This window comes from Candidatus Rickettsia kedanie (genome assembly GCF_045865205.1).
In the GTDB taxonomy this organism is placed as follows: Bacteria; Pseudomonadota; Alphaproteobacteria; order Rickettsiales; family Rickettsiaceae; genus Rickettsia; species Rickettsia australis.
Genome location: NZ_BAABMM010000039.1, coordinates 1 through 22,988, shown reverse-complemented (window position 1 = coordinate 22,988; position 22,988 = coordinate 1). Strand labels below are relative to the sequence as shown.

Sequence of the window (22,988 nt, the reverse complement as noted above, 5' to 3'; positions counted from 1 at the left end):
TTGTTGTAATAAGAAAAATATAGGTGATAGTTAAGGATGACATATAAATTTTTGTAAAAAACTATTTTTAATATATAATTATTTTTTAGCATTAAAAATAGAAAAATTATTAAATATAGAGAGTTTTAATAAATAATAATTGGATTTTAAAAAGAAAATATAAAAGGTAATCATAAGAAAAACCAATAAAATAATAGATATAGAATTGGGAGCTTTGATTAAAGATATAGAATATTGGGAAAAAAATTTTGAAAGCTGTAAATATTCAGATAAATTAATCGAAAGGCTTTTATTTTTAAATACCAAAGTAAAACAACCTATTGATATTAGAGAAGTTAAAAAAGGTATTTATTATGCTCGTAAATATCATGGTGCGCAAATGCGTCAATCTGGTGATCCTTATTATTCTCATCCAATCGCAGTAACAATTATGGTAGCAGAATTTGTAGCAAAAGAAGTGCCTAAACTCTTTACTTTTAGAATGCTACAAGCTGCATTACTTCACGACACTATTGAAGATACTAAACTTACTGAAGAAATGATTAGCAATATTTTTGATGAAGAAGTAGCAAGGCATGTAGAAGGTCTAACTAGAATTAAACCTTGTGGAACAATAAGTAGTGCGAAAAGTCTTATTTTATTAATTAAACAACAAAGATACGATACTGCTCTTATAAAACTTTTTGATGGAATACATAATTTACAAACTTTAGAAGCAAAATTGCCTGAAAAAGCTCATAAAATAATTAAAGAGACATTAAAAAGCTTTTTAGTGTTAAGTGAAATACTTGAAATACGTTCAGTTTCAGAGCTTATATATGCTGAATGTTATAAAAATAATTTAAAGTTTAATATAAATTCTACTTTTAATAAAACTATAAATTGCGATTCTTTTCCATTTTCTCAAAATAAGTTACTCCCATAAAGAAAGTTATACCTACCGGAATGAAAATTAAAAATAATCCCCAATATCCTAGATAATGGGTAATATAAACTAAACCAAATGAGGTTATAATATAAGTAAATAATTTTGCTATTGCACTTAGCATACTAGTATATGTAAATCTCTTAAAAACCGGAAAATATTTATAAAATATAGGAGCTGCCGGTACGTGATCAAATACGAATAATGCAGCTAAACATTGAAAAATAAAAATATATAAAGGAGTAGGGTGATAATTTAACATTATAGGGAAAAAAATGAGGGAGGTAAAAAATAGATATAATTTTACCTTTAGGATTTTTAAAGGATGGATTTTATAGCTAATAAATGCAAGACCTATAATACCGAGTAAATCTATTATAGATACCCAAAAATTTTGATTTATAATTTGATAGGGAGTAAATCCGCATTCTCTTTTTAATATATCAGCACAATATATATACACGAAATAAAAACACGGAGGCCTAGCACATTGGATAAAGAAATACCAAATAGAAGTGGCGTTTGGAACTTGTTGATCTAGAATATCTTGGTCAATTTCTTCAAGCGTAATATTATTTTCTGGAAGTCTTAGTTTTAATTTATTTTTTTTATTTGAAAATGCATCTGCTTCTTTTAAACTAGTCCTCGCAATAGTACCTACAAAAGCAATAGTTGCACCAACAAAAAAGGCTATACGCCAACTTGGTTCATGTTGATAAATATTTTGATTAGTAAAAATTGATGCAATACCTAGTGCTACCGTCGTGCCTACGGCAGAAAATACGGTTATAATTGCTACTAATGGATATTGTATAGGAGGAGATGAATTTTCGGTTAAGTACAGCTCTGCACCTCGTGCTTCTGCAGTTGCCGACATACCTTGAATTATACGACATATAGTAAGAATCCAAGAGGCTGTTATACCTATTTGTGCATATGTTGGCATACTACCTATAATCACACACGTAATAGCCATTAATAGGGTAGTTAAAACAACTACAATCTTACGTCCAAAATGATCGCCTATATACCCAAATATTAACGCTCCTATAGGTCTTAGCAAATAGGTAGAACAGAAAGAAAAAGCAGTAAGCAGCGAAAAAGTGAAGGGATCATATTCCGGAAAAAATAAATTATTTAAAAGAACCGCCATATGCACATAAAGCATAAGGTCAAAATACTCTAGAAATGTACCTATAGAAAGTAATCCGACAGCTTGTTTTTGCTCTTTATTTAAACTCCTTTGTTCTTTTGTGTAGCCTAACATAACATTGATATATAATGATATTATGAGATAATTTATACTTTTTTGGTTAAAAGTCAATAAAAAATTAAGAATTTTTAATAAATATTGTTACAAAATATCTAGATTATATAAAGTGATCTAAAATTTTCAAATTATCTATTTTTCTCTGAACGCTTTAAATGCAGTATCAGTAACGGGATCAAGTAAATATCTAAGTAGTGTTCTAGTACCGGTTACGATTTGTACCTCAGCTTGCATACCGGGGTGTAATTCCAAATTTTTAACTTTAGCAACTTGATCAAATTTATCCATATCGATTTCAACTCTTGCAACATAATAATTATCTTGCTGTTGTCCTGGATGTTGTCTTTCATCTTGTACTATATCGGGAGATATGCTTACTACTTTACCGATAAATGTTGGAGTTGTTCTTGATTGAAATGCACTGAAACGTATTTTTGCAACTAATCCCTCATGTACTGAGTCAATGTTTTTTTGAGATACCTTTGCTTCTATTATTAATGGATCATTAATTGGTGAAATTTCCATAATAGGTTGTCCGTGACTTATAACACCGCCTATTGTATGATATTTTAAATTATTAACTATACCGTCAACAGGTGATCTGATTATCACACGATTAAGTGAATCCGTCAGAGAATTATATTTTTCTTTAAGAGATGCTGTTTGTACTTGAGCTTCACGAAGCTCTGTTAAAGTCCGTTCAGTGTATTTATTTTGTTGATTTATAATTTTAATTTGAGTTTCGGTAATAGCATGGCGTATCCCTGCTATTTCGGCTTCAGTTGTTGCAACATCGCTTTTTGAAGCGGCAACTTTTGCCTCTTGGTCTAATAAGGCTGCTTTTTGTACAAAGCCTTTTTCTTTTAACGTTCTTAAAGCTTTTAAACGGTCTTGATAAACTTCAGCAGTTTTTGAAGCAGCAACTTTTTTTGCCTCTAAACCTTCAATTTTTTTCTCAAGTTGAGCAATATTTTGATATAATGCATCTTTCTCTGAGTTATATACTTCTTTTCTAGATCTAAATAAATTTTCCTGTGTATGAATTATTTTAGCTACTTCCGGTAAATTTATATCCTGCATTAGAAAATCCGAGAATTCGATTTGTTCTAAATGATCACGTTCGGCAATTAAACGATTTTCAGTTGCTAAAAAATTACGGTACTGACCAAGAATATTTTCATGTTCGCTTTTGATTCTAGTTTCTTCAAGTTCTATTAATTTATCGCCTTTTTTGACTTTATCACCTTGCTTAACATAAATAGCATTAATTATTCCACCTTCATTATGTTGAATCGTTTTTTTATTTGTGCTTGGCATTACGATGCCGACAGCTACAGCACCACTATCAAGTGGAGCAAGAGCCGACCATAATCCGCCTATTAATACTAAAAAGATAATAACATAAATACCGAAAAGTATAGGTGACCTTGCAGCTTGGGCTACGTTATTACGATCTTTATCGGTTTTCTTGGTAATAAAATTAACAAATCTATCAAGTTTTACTAATAAGAATTCTATAGTATGAGAGGTTTTCTTTAATGTAGTATTTATGAAAGCCTTATATTTAGAACCTTGACCTTTAAGGTTTAACGCATCTGCCCTTAAGGATAATAATTGTTTCAACTGTTCCGGAGTAATTTGAGGTTTATTGTGTTTTAAATCCTGCATACTATTTAATCATTATTATATTTAGTCATTGTCTGTCTGCGTTGTTTTCGATGTCATGCCCGCGTAGGTCGGTGAAATCCACTGTGTGTCACCACGTGGCTTGACCACGGGGTGACATTAATTTAGTATAACATTATTAGTTATTAATATGAATTGTACCGCTTTTGAAAGTTTTAAAGTGTTTTTGAATCTCTTTTTCCGTTCCGTAGACCGCAACGGCTCCATCCTGTAATATTAGAATTTTATCAACAATGGATAATACTGATGCTCTATGTGAAATTACAAGAACTGTTATTCCTTTAAGTTTTGCTTGTTTTAAGGCACTTGCAAGGGCAACTTCACCTGCTTCATCTAAATTAGCGTTAGGTTCATCTAAAATGATGAGTTTTGGATTGCCGTAAAAAGCTCTAGCAAGCCCGATACGTTGTCTTTGACCACCTGATAGATTAGAGCCTGAAGGACCGATATCAGAATCATAACCGTCAGGGAATCTTAATATCATTTCATGAGCTCCGGCTATTTTAGCTGCTTCAATAACTTTTTGCGGATTGGCATCTTCTTCCATTCTAGCTATATTTTGTTTAATACTACCGCTAAAAAGTTCTATTCCTTGAGGAAGATAACCGACATGTCTACCGAAATCTTCTCTATTCCAACGATAAATTTCAGCACTATCTAAACGTACGGAACCTGATGATTCTTTCCATACCCCGACTATGATTTTAGCTAAAGTTGATTTTCCTGTAGCCGAAGGACCGATAATTGCTAAAACTTCGCCCGGCTGTATTGCAAAACTAACGCCTTTTAAGATATATTTTGGTACGGGAGGTTGTGGTAAATGTTTCGGTATAGGATGAGCATAATAAATATTTTCAACAGTAAGATGACCATCAACGTTCGGAATTGGCATTGCTTCATCTCTAGAAGAATAAGTGTTAAATAAATTATTAATGTTGTTATATGATTTAATAGCACCGCTCATACTTTTCCATAGCTCAATAGCATTATCGAAAGGAGCAAGAGCTCTACCGACTATGATGGAACTCATAATCATATTACCGGGAGTCATATCTGCACTGTGAGATTTTACAACAATGTAAGCACCGACTCCGGTAACAGCCATTTGCATTATGTTACGGATAAACCTTGAAAAGTTAGAAATAACACCATTACGATAGCTAGCAACTGATTGTTTATCAAGTGCTAATATGTTAAATTTATGCCAATTTTTTGTAACATTCTTCATCATTCCCATTGCTTCAATTGCTTCTGCATTTCTGTTTGCAATATCGGCTTGTGTCATACCTTTTATCGAAAACTCGGTAGCTTCACCGAGCGTTTTATTAGTAGCGGCAGCGTTAAAGAAAGCAGTTGAAACTATGATAATTGCACCAAAAACAGTAATAAGACCGATATATGGATGAATTGAGAAAATAACGGCAATATAGATAAGGCTCCAAGGGGCATCGAATAAAGTATTAATTCCAGTACTTGTTAGGAATGTTTTGACGGCTTGAAAATCACGTAATAATTGGCTAGAACCTATATTTGCTTGTGTTGCAGCCGCAGAAATTGAAGAAGCAAAAATTACGGGAGCTACTATTCTATCAAGCCATTCTCCTATCTTTATAAGTGTAAAAGAACGAGCAATTTGTAATAATCCGTAAACAAAATAAATATATGCGATTATTATCGATAAAAATAATAATGTTTGTAGATTACCGCTTCCAAGGACTCTATCAAGCACTTGTAGTGAGTAAAGAGGTGTAATTAACATTAGTAAGTTAATTACAAAAGCAAACCAAAAGACTATCCAAAAAGCTGTTCTACATTCGCCTAATGCTATTACTAGCGGGTTTTTTTTATTTAGATTATTAGCCATATTAGTTATATTATAAATAATTATTAATTAATTCTTCAGCAATTTGGACGCTGTTTAGAGCTGCTCCTTTACGTAAGTTATCACATGTAATCCATAAATTTATCGTATTAGGTTTACTTACGTCATTTCTAATGCGGGAGACATATACGGCATCTTCACCTACCACTTCAACGGGCGAGATATAAGCAAGGTCATTATTATTAGAAATTGTAACAATTCCATCGGCCTCTTGTAATATTTCTTCAGCGATGTTAGCGTCCATTTTATTGTTAAATTCTATGTTAACCGATATAGCATGACCGATAAATACCGGCACTCGCACAGAAGTAACACTAGCTTTAAAGTGATTGCCCATAATTTTGTTTAGTTCAAAAGCAATTTTTGCTTCTTCACTTGTACAGCCGTCTTTATTTAAATCACCTATATGAGGAAAAAGATTAAATGCAATCTGTTTTGGAAATTTCTTAGGATCATTCTCTCCAAAAACATATTTAGATTTTGTTTGCTCGTAGAGTTCGTCCATTCCTGCTTTACCTGCTCCTGATACCGATTGATAAGTAGATATCACTACTCTTTTAATCTTTATTTCATTATCCAGCGGTTTTAATGCTACTGCAAGTGGAATCGCTATACAATTAGGATTAGCTATAATATTTTTAGCGGTAAAGTCTTTAAGTGTTGATAAATTAACCTCAGGTACAATTAAAGGCACTTGATCGTCAATTCTAAAAAGTGAGGATTTGTCGATAACTACACAATTACTAGCAGTAGCTTTTGGTATAAATTCTTTTGACACTTCTGAACCTGCACAAAAAAAAGCAATATCGATATCATCAAAATTTAAATTAGTTAAACTACTGATTTGCAGTATTTTTGCTCCATAACTTATTTCTCGTCCGATAGAGTTATCTGAAGCTATAGCATGAATTTTATTAATGGGGCAATTACGCTCAGCTAGAATATTTAGAGTTTCACGCCCTACATTTCCTGTAGCTCCGATTACTGCAATATTGTATTTTTTAATCATTTTTATTTATTAATCCGATGAGTTTTTCGCCGCCGATAATATGAAAATGGAAATGCAAAATAGTTTGTCCAGATTTCTCGCCTTTATTAGTTATTAAACGATAGCCGTCTTTATCTAAACCTGCTTCATTTGCTATATCAGCAATTTTAGCAAAAAAATGTTTTATTTCGTCTATTTGAGCTTTAGAGATAAAATGGGCATAATCTATATATTCGTTTTTAGGTATGACGATAATATGTACAGGTGCTACTGGTGCTATATCTTTGAATGCTACAATTTGTTCGTCTTCATAAATTATTTCTGCCGGAAGATTTTTATCTATAATTTTTGCAAAAACATTTTCTTTGTTATACATCATTTGCTCCTAATACAAGGCGTTATTGTATGGCTTGCTTATGTCATTCCCGCGTAGATACCAAAACTCGTCATTGCTTCGTCGCATTACTATGTAATTCTTCTCGCAATGACGGAAAAACCGGTCCACGCAACAACGCCACGCGGGGAATGACATAAAGGATATTTTCTATTCATTAAACAAACACACTACGCTCCAAAAATTTCAATTCAGCTTCAATGCTAGAGTTGGCAATTATTATATCTTCTAATCGGTAATTATTTCTTTTTAAATAATTTTCTCTAATATCTGAAGCAAAAAAGCCGAAGCCTAATATTAAGACTATCTGCAATATACACTTTAACGCGTCGATATTAATCGCCGTAACGATTATATTCGCTATTACGGTAATAGCAACAACTAACCACATTTTATGGTATAATGCCCAAAATATACTTAAAAGAGCAGCTATCCATGAAAAGCCTGCTTCAATAACAATAAAATTATTATTTTTTTGTGTAGAGTTAATGTATATTGCGTATATATTCATTATTTAAGTTTAAGTCTTGAAAATTCAAGGGACAATAATTAATTAAACCGGATTAGTCAAGTATACTCTGCTGATTTCAAGAATTGAATTTGTTATCTTCATGGATTCACGTACTCACTTTTAAGTATAAGCTGCGTGCGTTCACCATTTGATAACAAATTCAATTCTTGAAATCAGCAGAGTATATACTAAGATAGAACTCCAAACATTGGTAACAATGTTCTACAAGAGCTGCAGTACAAACTATATTAAGTAATGGTTTCCGTTCCGAGGACTTTGAACTTTTAGCTCTTTTTGAAGTTGTGTCGAATAACTCTTCATTTTATTTAGGAGTAATTCAATAATATATAGTACCTAATTAACAACTTAATATCAATAAATTTTATATTATGTCAGATAATTTATTATGTCAGATAATTTAGCCTTACACGGCACAACAATACTTTGTTTAAAAAAGAATGAAGAAATAATTATAGCAGCAGATGGACAAATCTCGCATGGTAATACCGTACTAAAATCTACAGCACGAAAACTTCGGACTATAGCAAATAATAAAATTATTGCCGGTTTTGCGGGTTCTACGGCTGACGGTCTTGCGTTATTTGAAAAACTTGAAGTAAAGATAGAGCAACATAAACATAATCTACTTAGAAGTGCAGTTGAGCTTGCAAAAGATTGGCGTAACGATAAATATTTGAGACGTTTGGAAGCAATGATGATTGTTGCCGATCGTAGTCATATATTAATTTTAACTGGTAACGGTGATGTCGTAGAGCCTGAAAATAATGTTGCGGCAATAGGATCAGGCGGTTTATTTGCACTATCTTCCGCTCGTGCTTTAATGTCTTACGAGAATAATTTAACTGCTGAAGAAATTGCTTTAAAATCTATGAATATAGCTGCAGATTTATGTGTATTTTCTAATCATAATATTATAATGGAAAAAGTTGTATGAAAGCTACTAAAACTACTTATAAAAAAGATCATATGGGGCTTACCCCTTCTCAAATAGTTAATGAACTTAATAGATTTATCGTAGGTCAAGAAAAGGCTAAAAAAGCTGTTGCTATTGCACTTAGAAACCGCTGTCGTCGTAAAAGAGTAGAAGGTAATTTACGTCATGAAATAGTACCGAAAAATATTTTAATGATCGGTTCAACCGGTGTCGGGAAAACGGAAATAGCAAGACGCCTTGCAAAGTTGACTCATTCTCCTTTCTATAAGATAGAAGCAACTAAATTTACTGAAGTCGGATATGTAGGGCGTGATGTAGAATCAATAATTCGTGATTTAGTTGAAATAGCCGTTAATACTGAAAAAACTTTAGCAAAAACAGAAGTAGATGTTAATGCCCGTGAGAAAGCGATCGAGAGAATATTAGATAGTTTAGTAGGTAAAACTTCTAGTAGTGAGACTAGAGCAAAGTTCAAAGAAAAAATTTTCAACGGCGAACTTGATGATACAGAAATCGAGATTAGCGTAGCTGATACTACGCCTGTCGGTGGTGGAAGTTTTGAAATACCGGGTATGCCAGGAGCATCTATGGGCGTTCTTAACCTCGGTGATATGATTGGACGAGCTCTTGGCAGCAGTAAGACTAAAACAAAAAAAATGCTAGTTAAAGATGCTATGGCTATTATTATACCTGAGGAATCAGAAAAATTAATAGACCAAGAAAAAATTATTCAGCAAGCTATAAATTTAGCTGAAAATGATGGGATAGTTTTTATTGACGAAATTGATAAAGTAGCTTCGACCGATAGTTCCGGAGCAAAAAATGCCGAAATAAGTAGAGAGGGTGTACAAAGAGATTTGCTACCTTTGATAGAAGGAACAACGGTTAATACTAAATATGGACCGGTTAAAACAGATCATATATTATTTATTGCTTCAGGTGCTTTCCATATTGCTAAACCTTCTGATTTATTACCGGAGTTACAAGGAAGGTTACCGATTAGAGTAGAACTAAATTCGCTCACCAAAGATGATATGATTAAAATATTGCTTGAACCTGAAACTAGTTTAATAAAGCAATATTCGGCGTTAATAGGTACTGAAGACGTGTATCTTGCATTTACGGATTCTGCTATTGAGAAGATAGCGGATTATGCGATCACCGTTAATTTAGAAGTCGAAGATATAGGGGCTAGAAGGCTGCATACTATACTTGAGAATTTGCTTGAAGATATCAGTTTTGAAGCTAGCGAAATGAAAGGCAAAAAAATAACTATCGACGATAAATTCGTAGAAAATCAATTATCAAAAATAATAATTAATCTTGACTTAGCTAAGTTTGTTTTATAGTATACTTTTTAATTGATGATTGAGGTAGAATTGTTGTGTGTCTCTTTAATGTCATTCCCGCGTATGCGGGAATGACATCGAGTGGGTTTCTTGATCCACGCAACAATATCTCATGAAAGCGGGGATGATAAAACAAGCCATGCAACAAACTCTTGCTTTTGCAGGTATGACAGATAAATAAAGATTATAAATAATGACAAAAATTTACTTTATAGCCGGTGAGACGTCAGGAGATTTTATTGGTGGACGCATAATTCAAAACTTAAAAAGTAATAAAGGAGTAGAGTTTACCGGCATCGGCGGTAAATGTATGGAGGAAGCTGGTAGCTTTAAAAGCTTATTTCCTATTACTTTCATAAATTTAATGGGTTTTGTAGAGATTTTGCCTCATATTTTTAAGCTTAAAAAATTAATTGATAACACTGTGAAGGATATAATAAATAGTAAAACTGATTTATTAATCACCATAGATTCACCGGGGTTTACTTATCGTGTGGCAAAGCGAGTAAGAAAACTTTTACCAAAGCTGGAAATGATTCATATCGTTGCACCATCAGTTTGGGCATATAAAGAGGGTAGAGCAGTAAAATACGCTAAAATTTATGATTGTTTATTTGCTTTACTACCGTTTGAACCTCCATATTTTACTAAAGTTGGTCTTGACTGTAGATATATAGGTCATCCGATTATGGAGCAAGAGTTTTATAGTGATAAAATAGCTTTACGTGAAGAGTTTAAAATAAACAAGAATGAGAGAGTTTTATGTGTTACTCTTGGAAGTAGAAAAGGAGAGATTCGAAAGCATTTACCGGTTTTTATTCCTTCTATTGAAAAAATATTCAAGAGTTGTAATAATCTTAAAGTTATATTTACTCTTGCAAATCCTGCTCATGAGGCAATAATAAAACCGTTTCTAGAAGATGTTAAGTTTCATTATTTATTTTCAAGTGCGAGACTTAAAACTTATGCTGTTGCGGATGTAGCTTTAGCAAAATCCGGCACCAATACTTTAGAGATAGTAGCTTCCGGTACTCCTATGGTTGTGGCTTATAAAGTGAATCTTATAAGCTTTTTTATTATCAGGCTATTGATAAAAATACAATATGTTACGTTGATAAATATTATAGCAGGTAGCGAAATAATTCCGGAATTTATCCAATTTAATTGCCGAGCTAGTCTTATTAGTAAGAAGCTTCAAGAGTTATTATTTAATTCTAAAAAAGCTTATAAGCAGGTAATAGAAAGTCAAAAAATTTTACAGAAATTAGGGTTTGAATCAAATCGATCACCTTCTTATATAGCTGCAGAAATTATTAAACAGGAGTTCTTAGAACCTAAAATAAAGTTGTTAAAAGAGAAAAATTAGTACTTGAACCGGTGGTCCACAACATTTTCTGAATTATAATAAACATTAATATTAATATAATAACAAAATATATTTCCATATTTTTTCTTATAGTATTAATTTGTTTCATTAAAATTTCTAAATCATTGGAAATTTTTTTGTATTCCTCATTGTTATCAGAACGCATTGTTGTCAAGAAACCGGATAAGTTTCCTAACTTATTTTGTAAAGCTTTTAACCTTTCAGTATGTTCTTTGTGTTTTAGATTAGTATTGTGATCTTGTATCATAATATATAATGCCCATTATAAGATCAGTATTAACGCCAGTATAGTAATATAAACTATGCATAAATATTTATATTTTTTGTCTGTAATAAACATTCTCACTGTTCATTTTACAGGAGTATACTATTGTTATAGTAAATTGGTTTACACTATTAATTTGTTGCTCATTAGTCATCTAATTTTAATATTTTAATTACCAAATATTAAAACTATTGATTTATTTAGTAAAAACTATATAACTTAAATCTAGCAAATATTTAACTTCAACTGAACTTCAAGTTAATTTTACTATATGTTATTTCAAATGTCAAGAAAAAACCATATTTCGTGGTATTGATATTTCTAAGTCTTATAAAAATAATAGTTATTATGTTAAAAAACTTATTAAAAACTAAACTTTTTTTAGTTATAGTATCTCTAACTATATTTATTACTATGCTAAATTTTAGTATATTTTATATTTTTGTGCCTGGTAATCTTACTCAAAATAAAACGATAATTATTGAACCTAAATTATCCGTAAATCAAATAGTTACAAAACTTTATTCTAATGAAGTAATCAAATATCCGAGAATTTTTAAGGTAATTGCTAAAATTTATTCTATAAAAAGACCTCTTAAAAGCGGCGAATATGTGTTTACCCGTAATATATCGCCTTTGCAAACTTTAAGAATATTAACAAGCGGTAAATCTATAATACACAAGATAATTGTCCCGGAAGGTACGGTAGTTAGTGAGGTTATAAAGAAAATTAATGAAGAAAGTCGATTACTTGGAGAAATAAAAGGGATAATACCGGAAGGTTTTTTAATGCCATCAACGTATTTTTTCTCTTATGGAGATCAAAAAGAGCAGATAATCGATCAAATGAGAAATTTAATGTCTGCTAATTTAGATAAGGTAATGCAAAATCTTTCACTGGATTCTCCGTTAAAAACTAGACTTGAGGTATTAACGCTAGCTTCGATAATTGAAAAAGAAGCCGGCTCAAATGCAGAAAAGCCTATAATAGCTGCAGTATTCATTAATCGTTTAAAGAAAAATATGAAGCTACAAGCCGATCCAACTATTATATATGCTTTGACTGAAGGAAAATTTAAATTAGCAAGAGCTTTAACAAAAAAAGATTTATTGCAAGAACTACAATATAATACTTATTATATAAAAGGTTTACCGCCAGGTCCGATTTCGTGTCCGTCGCTAAAATCTTTAGAAGCAGTGGTAAAACCAGCTAAAACGGATGCATTATTTTTTGTAGTTGACGGTAAAGGCGGGCATAATTTTTCTAACAATCTTAATGATCATAATAGATTTGTTAAAACTTATAGAAAAAGTTTGATTAAAATGCCTGAGCCAGAAATTGATCATGACACATAGATATACTTGTTTATCACAACATGTATTAATTAGATAAATATATATTATGAATAATACAGAATTTAGTAAAATAGCTGACATAACAATTGCATATATAGCAAACACGATAGAAGAGCAAGACAAAGAAGCAAGTATAGATGTAGATTTACAAGGTGATATAGTAAATCTTGATACTGATCAGGGTATATATGTAATAAATAAACAAAGTGCAGCCAAAGAAATTTGGTTATCGTCGCCGGTTAGCGGTCCTTATCACTTTTTTTATGAACAAGGAAAATGGAAAAATAGAGTAGGGCTTGAGTTGATGGCTATTTTGACTGAAGAACTTGATATTAATTTTAATAATGTATGAAAGATTTTAAAACTGCCGATAGTGCTACAAAAATCTATGATTTAATAATAAAAAATGCCCCTGATGTTGCATCTATATTTATTGATGTTGATGATACTATTATTGCTCCTAAATCAAAAACTTTTAAGAAGCCGCCTTATAATAAAATGATTGATAGAATTAAGGAAAATAAAAGTAATTATGATAATTATGAAGAAATTGTCAGTAATTGGCGATTGCAGCGAAAGGCAATATTAATTGATGAAGAGTGGATAGAAGGTATAAATAAGCTCAAGGCAAAGTTTCCTGTTTATGCTCTGACACAAATGAATATGGGAGCATTCGGCAATATTCCTTCTATGCAAGATTGGCTATATAAAGAATTAAAAGAGCTGGGTATAGAGTTTTCAAATAATGAAAAATTAGCAATTTATAATTCGGGACGAAAAAATGATGCTATTTTTTATAAAGGTATATTCATAACCGGTAATCATTCAAAGAGCGGTACTTTATCGAAATTTTCTGAAGAGCTAAATGCTAGTTTTATTGTATTTATTGATGACCGTGCGAAACATGTGGAAGATGTAAGAGATTATTGTAAAAAGCATAACATCGGTTTTTTAGGCATTTTATTTGACGGGCTTAAAAACTTAATAGGCGCACCTGATCCAAAACTTGCCAAATTTCAAGAATCATATTTAATAGAAAACACTAAATGGTTTGAAGATGAAGAAGCTTATAAATTAATGGTTGGGAATAATTATTAAATAGAATATATGCCTACATAGATATCGTCATTGTGAGCAGCTATTGTTGCGTGGAGCGGTAAAACCCACTTTGTCACCTAGTTCGCTTGACCACGGGGTCCATAAAAACAATAAAAATACTAATAATTTTAGTATTTTTAACTGGATCCTGTGGGTCCGCCACGGGATGACAGAGGTGAAACTGCTCCATGCAACAATGCCACGCAGAAATGGCATCGAGAGTCGTACAACAATCTAAATAATCTCTAAAATCCATGAGTTTTGAAAATGTACTGTCTAAAAAATTTTTTGATAATATTTATAATTCTAATTCCAAATCTAGTATTTGCAAATACTTATCGGTAAATAAATTACAAAATAACCCCTTTGTCTAATATGGCTGTTTCAGCTATTAAAGTTGAAACGGAAATAATAGGCGATATGAGCGGTGAAGTTATTTTAGATTTACCCCTATGCTTGGGCAAGCGGTTCATACTATCAGCAAATCAAAAATGTTAAGCTAGAATATCCAATTGGAAAGTTGCAGTTTAGAAATCAAGACTCGAATGAAGCTATTTTAAATACGGGAAAAATCAATATTATCCGTTTAAGCTATGAAATATATCAAAAAGCCGGTAATCCTTGTGATGTCCACGAAGCAATAATTAGACAAAATTTAATGTCCCTATCGGGGATGAGAAATCCCTCGTCTTGAGGCGAAGGGAAGATATAATGAAGTTACCTTGGCAACGAATTTATAAAGAGATATGAGGAGTTATAGAAAAAGTAGCCATAGCCAGTATGATTTGAAAGTACACATTCTTTTATAGCTACATTTGCTTAAGCAACTGTAGCAAGCCTTGCAACTTTTGCTTATTACAATCCGCCTGTTCTTATAGGTGTTTGTGCTTTAGGAGCAATTGCAATTTCGCCGTACGATTCTATCAAATGTGCAGAAAATACAATAAAAGCAGGGATAGCTGCAGGATATGTAGCTTGTGAAACTGTGGAAGGTTTAATGGCAGGAGCAGCAGGTATAGTTTCGCTTATTGCTGATAATATCTACGGCGATACTGCAGAACGTGCCGGTGCTATTAATACTAATATGATAGAGTATTATAGCTAAAATATTGTCATCCTGCTTCTATGTCATGCCTGCGAAAGCAGGAATCCATAATAAAGCAAGCTTTTAAAAAGTTTTAAAGTAGTTGATCTCCGCTTTTGCGGGGATGACATAGATAGTTATGCACTAGTTAATCGTTTTACTATCTCTTCCCTACTAATCAAAGGTAAAACACCTGCAATTTCCGGTCCTGATGCTCTGCCGGTTAAAGCAAAGCGAAGAGGTAGAAATAGCTCCTTACCTTTTCTGCCTGTTATATTTGTTATTTCTTTAGTCCAAATGCTCCAGCTATCTTGAGTAATTTCACCTTGCGGTAATAATTCTGCTGCTTGTTTTAAATATTCCTGATCTAAATTTAGACTTGCTACATTCGGAGTTTGATGACAAATTTCCCACCAGTCTTTTACATCACGTAATTTTTGCAAGTTAGGTCTTATCAATAACCAAAAATTTTCATCAATATACTCGGCATCTATTTCTTTAAGGTGGTCTTTTACTTCGTCAAAATCTAAACTTATCAATAATTTATGATTTAATCTTTCTAAATCTTCTGGTTGATAAATAGTCGGGCTTTTAGAAAAACTACTTATCTCAAATTGATTTGCTAGCTTCTCCATTGATTTATAAGGCAAGATTTGTGCCGATGAACCAAGTAAGCTAAAAAAGCTAGCTATTGCCATAGCTTCGATCCCGATTTCTTTTCTAAGAGTTGCGATCTCAAACCCTCCCACTCGTTTAGAAATTTTCTCATCTTTATTGATTATTAAACTTAAATGTCCAAAAGTCGTAGGAGTAGTATTTAAAGCCTCAAACATTTGAATTTGAATAGCGGTATTGCTAACGTGATCTGCACCCCTAATAATATGAGTAATATCATAATCAATATCGTCAATAACCGAGCATAACATATAGGTCATACTACCGTCTGCTCTTATCACTATTGGATCGCTTAAAGCCTTGCCGTCATATTGAACTTCGCCTTTGATCATATCATGCCAGCTAATCGGTTCATGATTTACCAGAAATCTATAATGCGGTTTTCTTCCTTGTGCTATATATTTTTGTGTTTGCTCTTCTGTTAGATTTAAGCTAGCACGGTCATACATCGGCGGTAGACCTTTAGATAACTGAAATTTACGCTTTAATTCTAGTTCTTCCGGAGTCTCATAGCAGGCATATAATCTTTTTTTATCTAGTAATAGATTTTTGATTTCATCATATCTACTTAAACGACTTAATTGATTAAATGTCTGATCCCAATGAAGATTTAAAAATTTTAAATCTTCTTCTATAGCGTCTTTATATTTCTGTTTATTACGCTCTAAATCCGTATCGTCAAATCTTAAAATAAACTGCCCGTTATGCTTCTTTGCATATAGCCAGTTAAGCAATGCTGCCCTGATATTTCCGACATGTAACATACCGGTCGGTGACGGAGCAAATCGTGTTATAACTTTTGTCATAAATAAGTAATTTTATTAATTGTCATCCTATTAAAGAACTATGTCATGCTGTGGTCAAGCCGGCCTTGTTGCATCGCTCGAAAATGGTCATTGCGAGCGGTCGAAGACCGTGCGGCAATCCAGAAAATAATAAAACAATTCTGATTTACAGAATTTTTTACTGGATTGCTTCGTCGCAACTTGCAGTTGCTTCTCGCAATGACGGAAAACCGAGATATGCAACAACGCTGGTCAAGCCACGGTATGACAACGATTACCCCTGTTTCTTTTCTAACTTCGCCTTATTCTCTTCAATTAGCTTCATCGAATCATCTAAGCTTAAATTTAGAAAATCATATTTTTTAGGTATAGAGATAAACTTACTCATATATTTTATGTAAGGACCGAATTTACCGTATCCTATCATAATTTCCTCGCTGCTATCTTTATGAATACCGATTTTAAGTGGTAGGCTTAGAAGCTTTAATGCCATCTCAAGTGTGATGTCGTTTTGATTCAAGCTAGCAGGCACGGCGCTACGTTTTGGCTTTACTTTTCCTTCTTGTTCGCCGTGTTGAATATAAGGTCCGTAAGGTCCTTTTTTCAGATATATTTCTATCCCATCTTTATCAGTGCCTAAAATTTTATTCTCATTAGTAATAGCTGAAAGTTCGCCTTCATTTTTGTTATTATCGTTACCGCTAACAATAGATTTTCTAAAAGTACATTCAGGGTAATTACTACATGCTAAAAACACTCCGAACTTACCGATCTTTAAGCTAAGAGCGCCTGTTTTACATGAAGGACAAACTTTAGATTCTTTATTTGCACCGAATAAATGATCATCAAGGGCTTTCTGTACATAGCTAATAATCTCGGTTATTTTTTGTTCGTTTACCGATTCAATATTATGGTTAAAACTGCTCCAAAAATTATTTAATGCGGCTTTCCACTCAAGCTTGCCTGCTGCTATTTCATCTAACTCATTTTCAAGCCCTGCAGTAAAATCATATTCTACATATTTTCTGAAAAACCCAACCAAAAATACCGTTACTAGACGTCCAAGCTCTTCAGGTATAAAACGCTTTTTTTCGAGCGTTACATATTTACGATCTTGTAAAACCGATAAAATACTGGCATAGGTCGAAGGGCGACCGATCCCAAGCTCTTCAAGTTTTTTCACTAAACTTGCCTCCGAATATCTTGGAGGTGGTTCGGTAAAATGCTGATTCGGAATAATTTCTTTAGTTTTAAGCGGTTCTTGTTCTTTTAAAGGCGGTAGCATTTTATTTTCTTCTTCAGCTTCATCGTCTACACTTTCACGATAAATTTTATAAAATCCGTCAAAGGCGATAGTCGATCCGTTTGCTTTTGCTAAATATTCTTTATTTTCTGAAGCTAAACTTGCAACCACCAAATCCATTATCACATTTTCCATTTGGCAGGCTATAGTTCTTTTCCAAATCAACTCATAAAGTTTATAATAATCCTTTTCTAGCTGTGCTTTTAAGTTATCGGGAGTATAAGTGATATTTGTCGGTCTTATCGCCTCATGAGCTTCTTGAGCGTTTTTTACTTTGGATTTATAAATTCTAGGGCTACTCGGTAAATATTTATCGCCATAGCTTGTATCAATTAACTTACGTATATCTGCTATTGCGTCATTTGATAATGTAACGCCATCAGTTCTCATATAGGTAATAAGTCCTATAGTTCCCTTATCTATGTCAACGCCCTCATAAAGTTTTTGTGCTATTTGCATAGTCTTTTTAGCACTAAAACCTAATTTTCTTGCTGCTTCTTGTTGTAGTGATGAAGTAATAAAAGGAGGTTGCGGTGCACGTTTTTGTTGTTTCTTTTCTATCTTATCAACATGAAATTTTTGAGATTTTAATTTTTCAGTTAAATCTTTGGCATCTTTTTCGTTAATAATTGAGAATTTTTTTAACTTCTGATCGTTTAAATGAGTCAATTTAGCAGTAAATAGTTCGTTATTACTATTTTGTATTTTGAGGCTAATATCCCAATATTCTTCTGACTTAAAACGCTCTATTTCATCTTCTCGCTCACATATTAATCGCAGAGCCACGGATTGCACACGTCCCGCCGATTTACATCCTGGTAACTTACGCCATAAAAGAGGTGAAAGGGTAAAGCCAACTAAATAGTCTAAAGCTCTTCTTGCTTGTTGGGCATTTACTAAATTAGTGTCAAGTTTCCTAGGATTCTCAACGGCATGAATAATTGCTTTTTTAGTAATCTCATTAAAAGCTACCCTTTTGAAAAAATCATCGGATTTAACTTTATTCTTTTCTTTTATTACCTCTGCAACATGCCATGAGATAGATTCACCTTCACGATCAGGATCGGTTGCAAGATATACTGCATCGGCTTTTTTAGCATCTTTAACTATGGCATCTACATATTTACTGGCTTTATCGGAAATATCGTATTTCATTACAAAATTTTCATCAGGCAATACCGAGCCTTTTTTTGAAGGTAAATCTCTGATGTGACCGAATGATGCAATGACCTTAAACTCATCACCTAAATATTTATTTATCGTTTTTGCCTTTGCCGGCGATTCTACTATTACTAATTTCATCTATTTATTATAAACTAATTATATTTTATTGCCGGTGTGACGTATTGCTTTGCCGGCGAGTGCTAATTCTAATATTACCGTATATATAATAGGAAGCGGTAATTCCGTTTCTTTTTGTAAATATTCAAAATCTATAGGTGCTGCCGATAATAATTCCAATATAGCAGTACGCTCCTTTAACATATCTCGTATTTACTGTTCCTAGCTCAACAAAATCCTTAAATAATCCATCATCTTTTTTCATAAATTCTTCATATTGCGGTAAATTAGCTACAATATTGTCCACTGATTCCACTAAATATGCTCCCTCTCTAATCAATTTATTTGTACCTTGACATCTTGGATCTAAAGGAAAGCCGGGAACGACAAATATTTCCCTATTTTGTTCAAGTACAAATTTTGCAGTTATTAATGAACCGGATTTTAAGCTTGCTGCTACTATCACTATTTCTAAGGCTAGTCCCGATATTATCCTATTATGCTGTAGAAAATGTTTTCCAAGCGGGGTAGAGCCGATAGGTAACTCAGCTAATATTAAACCTTCTTCTGCTAAATTTTCAAATAGTTTTTTATTTTTCGGTGGATATATATGATCAATATCGCCTGCAATAACTCCGATAGTTTGAGAAATTGCAGCTTGATGTATGCTGCTATATATCCCTCTTGCGAGTCATGAAGCAGTCATATAACCGTCTTTTACCAAGTCATTTACAATTTTATGCGCGAAGCTTCTGCCGTTTGCAGAAGCATTTCTTACACCTGCCATTGCAACGCATTTATTATGATTTAATAATTCTATAGTACCTTGATAGCTTAATATTGGCGGTGGAGCATAAATTTCAAATAATAATTTTGAATATTCTGGAGCATTATAGGTGATGATTTTTGCGTTATTTTTTTCAAGCAGTTCTATTTCTTTTTCAGCATCGCTTTTACTGAAAATTTTAATTTGTTTTGACTTTCCGCCTCGTAATGAAAAATCCGGAGCATTATCTATAGCAGTTCCTGCATCACCGAATAATTGAATTAAACTAAAGAAAGTTTTAGGACCGATATTTTTACTTCTAATAAGACATAAAATATTAATTGTCTCAATATCATAAGATATTTTAGGAGCAGAAAATAATTCTTTTAGCATTAGGTAAGTTTAATTAGTATTGTGGTGTGTAATCGAATCATCATTGCAAGCGAACTTTAGTTCGTGCGGCAATTCAGAAAAATAATTAAAAAAAATTCTGTAAATCAGAATTTTTGACTAGATTGCTTCGTCGAAACTTGCAGTTGCTTCTCGCAATAACGAAAAAACCAATCCACGCGGGAATGACATAATACTACAGCTTCTCAGCATGTGAGCTTAAATAATGTGCTATACCTTCATGTGACGGGGTAATTGCTTCCTCACCTTTATGCCAGCCGGCAGGACAAACTTCACCGTGTTTTTGATGATGAGTTAAAGCATCGATTACTTTTAATGTATAATTAATATCACGACCGATAGGTAAGTCGTTAACTAGCATGTGACGTACTATGAAATCCTTATCAATTAAAAAAGTTCCACGCAAAGCAACACCGTCTTCATTAAGTACGTTATATTTTGAAGAAATATCCTTTTTTATATCGGAAACCATTGGAAATTGCACTTGTCCAAGTCCGCCTTTATTATGCGGAGTATTTTTCCAAGCTAAATGGCTAAAATGAGAATCAACGCTAACAGCTACTACTTTAGTATGTCTTTCGGTAAATTCACCAAGTTTATTGTGAAATGCTATAATTTCCGATGGACAAACAAAAGTAAAATCTAGGGGATAAAAAAATAACACTATATTATCTCCTGCAGCATAATCGCTAAGTTTAAACTTTTCGTCTATATTATTATTAGGCATAATAGCTTTAGCTGTAAAATCCGGAGCAGTTTTGCCGACAAATACTGACATATTCATAACCTTTTATTAATTAATAATCTGGTATGATATATAAAACTCATTATTATTACAATAATAAATCTTTATAAATTGTTACTTATCTATTTTCTTTTCTGAAGAAGCTTTTAATTGGTTAAATATAGTTAACGCTCCTGTTACAAAACTACTCGGTTCTGAAAGATTTGCGGGTAAAATTACGGTGTTGGTATCTTTAGCCAAATTACCGAATGCACTAATATATTGCTCGGCTATTTTAAGAGCTACTGCATCGCTTCCTCCTGTTTTTTGTACGGCAGCTGCGACAATCTCAATACTATTTGCCGTAGCGGTAGCGACTAAGCCTATTGCTTCAGCTTCACCTTTTGCTCTGTTAACTTGATCTGTATAAGAAGCTTCTGAATTCAGTACGATTTGTGCTTTTTCACCTTCTGCATGGTTAATTTTTGCTTGTCTATTACCTTCCGACTCTAGAATTTGAGCTCTTTTTTGACGCTCTGCCGCTACCTGCAATTCCATAGCTTTAAGGATAGTTTGCGGAGGTTGAATATCTTTGATTTCATAACGCATACATTGTATGCCCCAATTTATAGCAGCCTGATTAATAGCTGCTACAATTGCTACGTTTAAAGTTTCACGCTCTTCAAAAGTTCTATCTAAAGGGAGTTTACCGATTTCCGAACGCATAGTAGTTTGAGCAAGCTGTGTTATGGCATAGTAAGGATTATTAACACCGTAAGATGCTGCCATCGGATCAATGATTTTAACATATAAAACACCGTCGATAGATAATGTTACGTTATCGTTTGAAATAGCTGTTTGAGCGGTAACGTCTATAGCTTCTTCTTTTAAAGTATGTTTGTATGCTACTCTCTGAATGACAGGGATTAGTAAATTTAAACCAGGCTGCAGTACTTTATCAAATTTTCCAAGTTTTTCTACTACCCATGCTTGTTGTTGAGGTACAACTTTAACTATTTGTATTATCACTAAAATCGCTATAATACTGAAAATTAATAATGCATATTCCATAATTCAATACCTTTTTTATTATACTTCTTACAAAATTCTACTTCTAGGGGTAATTTGTACGTCGAGCCTAGACTCGCATCCTCACGTACTAGTGTGTACGCTGCGGTGGCAAGTGCTTCCGTGTCTCCTTCAAATTCCTCTCTATAAGCGAATTTTGTAAGAAGTCTATTCCACTCTATATTATTTTTGATTATAAGAAAAGAATTTAAATAACACGATACTTGGCATTGCTTAAAAAAAGTTGTTTTATTATATAGTTTGGTCCGTCGCATTCCCACTGGGTATTGTTGCATGGATACCCGAATCGTCATTGCGAGGAGCGAAGCGACGTGGCAATCCAGAAAAATAATTTAAAAAATTCTGATTTACAGAATTTTTTTTCTTCCTTGCTTCGTCGAAACTTGCAGTTTCTTTTCGCAATGACGAAAAAATCGATCCACGCAACAATGACATCAAAACTTTGACCAACTGTTTTAGTCATACTTAATTATATATTTTTATCTCATTTAAAGCACTATTCAAATCTTTCTGTAATAAATAAGTTTCAGCGGCTTTATTCTGTTCTAGTGTTTTAAGTAAAATACTTTATAAAAATCTATAATAATAGTCGTCTAGTTTAGGTATATCAGACATAATAATAAATCATATAATTATTGAGTTCTTAATGCCCCTATCGGGGATGAGAAATCCCTTCACCTAAAGGCGAAGGGAAGATATAATGAAGTTACCTTGGCAACTAATTTATAAAGAGATATGAGGAGTTATAGAAAAAGTAGCCATAGCCAGTATGATTTGAAAGTACACATTATATGGATACCAAAG

At 32.8% G+C, this 22,988-nt stretch carries 20 protein-coding genes and 3 pseudogenes; 8 read left to right on the top strand and 15 right to left on the bottom strand.

What is annotated here, in order from left to right:
• Positions 1 to 217 precede the first annotated feature (217 nt).
• A complete protein-coding gene (locus ACKTSD_RS05905) occupies positions 218 to 925 on the top strand; it encodes an HD domain-containing protein (protein WP_412708429.1) in 708 nt (235 codons plus the stop codon).
• Here the strand turns inward: ACKTSD_RS05905 and ACKTSD_RS05900 are convergent.
• From ACKTSD_RS05900 to ACKTSD_RS05875, 6 genes are all read right to left on the bottom strand, one after another.
• Complete coding sequence (locus tag ACKTSD_RS05900; RefSeq protein ID WP_412708413.1) at positions 876 to 2,192, bottom strand: MFS transporter; 1,317 nt, start codon at positions 2,190 to 2,192, stop codon at positions 876 to 878. The genes ACKTSD_RS05905 and ACKTSD_RS05900 overlap by 50 nt on opposite strands.
• Before the next feature lie 135 nt (positions 2,193 to 2,327).
• Entirely contained in the window at positions 2,328 to 3,863 is a 1,536-nt protein-coding gene (locus tag ACKTSD_RS05895) for an HlyD family type I secretion periplasmic adaptor subunit (protein WP_412708412.1), read from the bottom strand.
• A gap of 136 nt (positions 3,864 to 3,999) precedes the next feature.
• Positions 4,000 to 5,754: a type I secretion system permease/ATPase gene (locus ACKTSD_RS05890; RefSeq protein ID WP_412708428.1), complete on the bottom strand. Its 1,755-nt coding sequence runs from the start codon at positions 5,752 to 5,754 to the stop codon at positions 4,000 to 4,002.
• Between the two features lies 1 nt (position 5,755).
• Complete coding sequence (gene asd, locus ACKTSD_RS05885; protein WP_412708411.1) at positions 5,756 to 6,772, bottom strand: aspartate-semialdehyde dehydrogenase; 1,017 nt, start codon at positions 6,770 to 6,772, stop codon at positions 5,756 to 5,758.
• A complete protein-coding gene (locus tag ACKTSD_RS05880; protein ID WP_412708427.1) occupies positions 6,765 to 7,127 on the bottom strand; it encodes an HIT domain-containing protein in 363 nt (120 codons plus the stop codon). Before ACKTSD_RS05880 ends, asd begins: the two co-directional genes overlap by 8 nt.
• A 175-nt stretch (positions 7,128 to 7,302) precedes the next feature.
• Entirely contained in the window at positions 7,303 to 7,656 is a 354-nt protein-coding gene (locus ACKTSD_RS05875; RefSeq protein WP_412708410.1) for a DUF2628 domain-containing protein, read from the bottom strand.
• Between the two features lie 406 nt (positions 7,657 to 8,062).
• On the opposite strand from ACKTSD_RS05875, the gene hslV reads away from it, so the two are divergent.
• From hslV to lpxB, 3 genes are all read left to right on the top strand, one after another.
• The gene (hslV, locus tag ACKTSD_RS05870; RefSeq protein ID WP_412708409.1) at positions 8,063 to 8,611 is read left to right on the top strand and encodes an ATP-dependent protease subunit HslV; all 549 of its coding nucleotides are present in this window, start codon (positions 8,063 to 8,065) and stop codon (positions 8,609 to 8,611) included.
• Entirely contained in the window at positions 8,608 to 9,960 is a 1,353-nt protein-coding gene (gene hslU, locus ACKTSD_RS05865; protein WP_412708408.1) for an ATP-dependent protease ATPase subunit HslU, read from the top strand. Before hslV ends, hslU begins: the two co-directional genes overlap by 4 nt.
• A gap of 193 nt (positions 9,961 to 10,153) precedes the next feature.
• Positions 10,154 to 11,326, top strand: a complete 1,173-nt coding sequence (gene lpxB, locus ACKTSD_RS05860) for a lipid-A-disaccharide synthase (RefSeq protein WP_412708407.1) — start codon at positions 10,154 to 10,156, stop codon at positions 11,324 to 11,326.
• Here the strand turns inward: lpxB and ACKTSD_RS05855 are convergent.
• Complete coding sequence (locus ACKTSD_RS05855; RefSeq protein WP_412708406.1) at positions 11,295 to 11,594, bottom strand: hypothetical protein; 300 nt, start codon at positions 11,592 to 11,594, stop codon at positions 11,295 to 11,297. The two genes, lpxB and ACKTSD_RS05855, sit on opposite strands and share 32 nt — an antisense overlap.
• A 366-nt stretch (positions 11,595 to 11,960) precedes the next feature.
• Between ACKTSD_RS05855 and mltG the strand changes: the two genes are divergently transcribed.
• From mltG to ACKTSD_RS05840, 3 genes are read left to right on the top strand one after another with little or no spacing between them, the layout of a single operon-like run.
• Positions 11,961 to 12,968: an endolytic transglycosylase MltG gene (gene mltG, locus ACKTSD_RS05850; RefSeq protein WP_412708405.1), complete on the top strand. Its 1,008-nt coding sequence runs from the start codon at positions 11,961 to 11,963 to the stop codon at positions 12,966 to 12,968.
• Positions 12,969 to 13,014: 46 nt separating this feature from the next.
• Positions 13,015 to 13,320 (top strand): iron donor protein CyaY, encoded by a 306-nt coding sequence (gene cyaY / locus ACKTSD_RS05845; protein ID WP_412708404.1) that lies wholly within the window; start codon positions 13,015 to 13,017, stop codon positions 13,318 to 13,320.
• Complete coding sequence (locus tag ACKTSD_RS05840; RefSeq protein WP_412708403.1) at positions 13,317 to 14,066, top strand: DUF2608 domain-containing protein; 750 nt, start codon at positions 13,317 to 13,319, stop codon at positions 14,064 to 14,066. The genes cyaY and ACKTSD_RS05840 overlap by 4 nt, the downstream gene beginning before the upstream one ends.
• A gap of 27 nt (positions 14,067 to 14,093) precedes the next feature.
• Here the strand turns inward: ACKTSD_RS05840 and ACKTSD_RS05835 are convergent, their stop codons facing one another.
• Entirely contained in the window at positions 14,094 to 14,282 is a 189-nt protein-coding gene (locus ACKTSD_RS05835; protein ID WP_412708402.1) for a hypothetical protein, read from the bottom strand.
• 204 nt (positions 14,283 to 14,486) lie between these two features.
• Here ACKTSD_RS05835 and ACKTSD_RS05830 point away from each other — a divergent pair.
• Positions 14,487 to 14,739, top strand: a pseudogene (locus tag ACKTSD_RS05830) (hypothetical protein); the annotation flags it as partial.
• Between the two features lie 548 nt (positions 14,740 to 15,287).
• Here the strand turns inward: ACKTSD_RS05830 and gltX are convergent.
• From gltX to ACKTSD_RS05795, 7 genes and pseudogenes are all read right to left on the bottom strand, one after another.
• Positions 15,288 to 16,631, bottom strand: a complete 1,344-nt coding sequence (gene gltX, locus ACKTSD_RS05825) for a glutamate--tRNA ligase (RefSeq protein WP_412708401.1) — start codon at positions 16,629 to 16,631, stop codon at positions 15,288 to 15,290.
• A 253-nt stretch (positions 16,632 to 16,884) separates the two neighbouring features.
• A complete protein-coding gene (gene topA / locus ACKTSD_RS05820; protein WP_412708400.1) occupies positions 16,885 to 19,215 on the bottom strand; it encodes a type I DNA topoisomerase in 2,331 nt (776 codons plus the stop codon).
• Positions 19,216 to 19,233: 18 nt separating this feature from the next.
• On the bottom strand, positions 19,234 to 19,374 hold the full coding sequence (locus ACKTSD_RS05815; RefSeq protein ID WP_412708399.1) for a DprA-like winged helix domain-containing protein: 141 nt from the start codon (positions 19,372 to 19,374) through the stop codon (positions 19,234 to 19,236).
• A pseudogene (gene dprA, locus ACKTSD_RS05810) lies at positions 19,340 to 20,353 on the bottom strand (DNA-processing protein DprA). Before dprA ends, ACKTSD_RS05815 begins: the two are co-directional and overlap by 35 nt.
• Positions 20,354 to 20,546: 193 nt before the next feature.
• Entirely contained in the window at positions 20,547 to 21,149 is a 603-nt protein-coding gene (locus ACKTSD_RS05805; protein WP_412708398.1) for a peroxiredoxin, read from the bottom strand.
• A gap of 81 nt (positions 21,150 to 21,230) precedes the next feature.
• The gene (locus ACKTSD_RS05800; RefSeq protein WP_412708397.1) at positions 21,231 to 22,166 is read right to left on the bottom strand and encodes an SPFH domain-containing protein; all 936 of its coding nucleotides are present in this window, start codon (positions 22,164 to 22,166) and stop codon (positions 21,231 to 21,233) included.
• Between the two features lie 26 nt (positions 22,167 to 22,192).
• Positions 22,193 to 22,336: pseudogene (locus ACKTSD_RS05795) on the bottom strand (palindromic element RPE1 domain-containing protein); the annotation flags it as partial.
• Between the last annotated feature and the right edge of the window lie 652 nt (positions 22,337 to 22,988).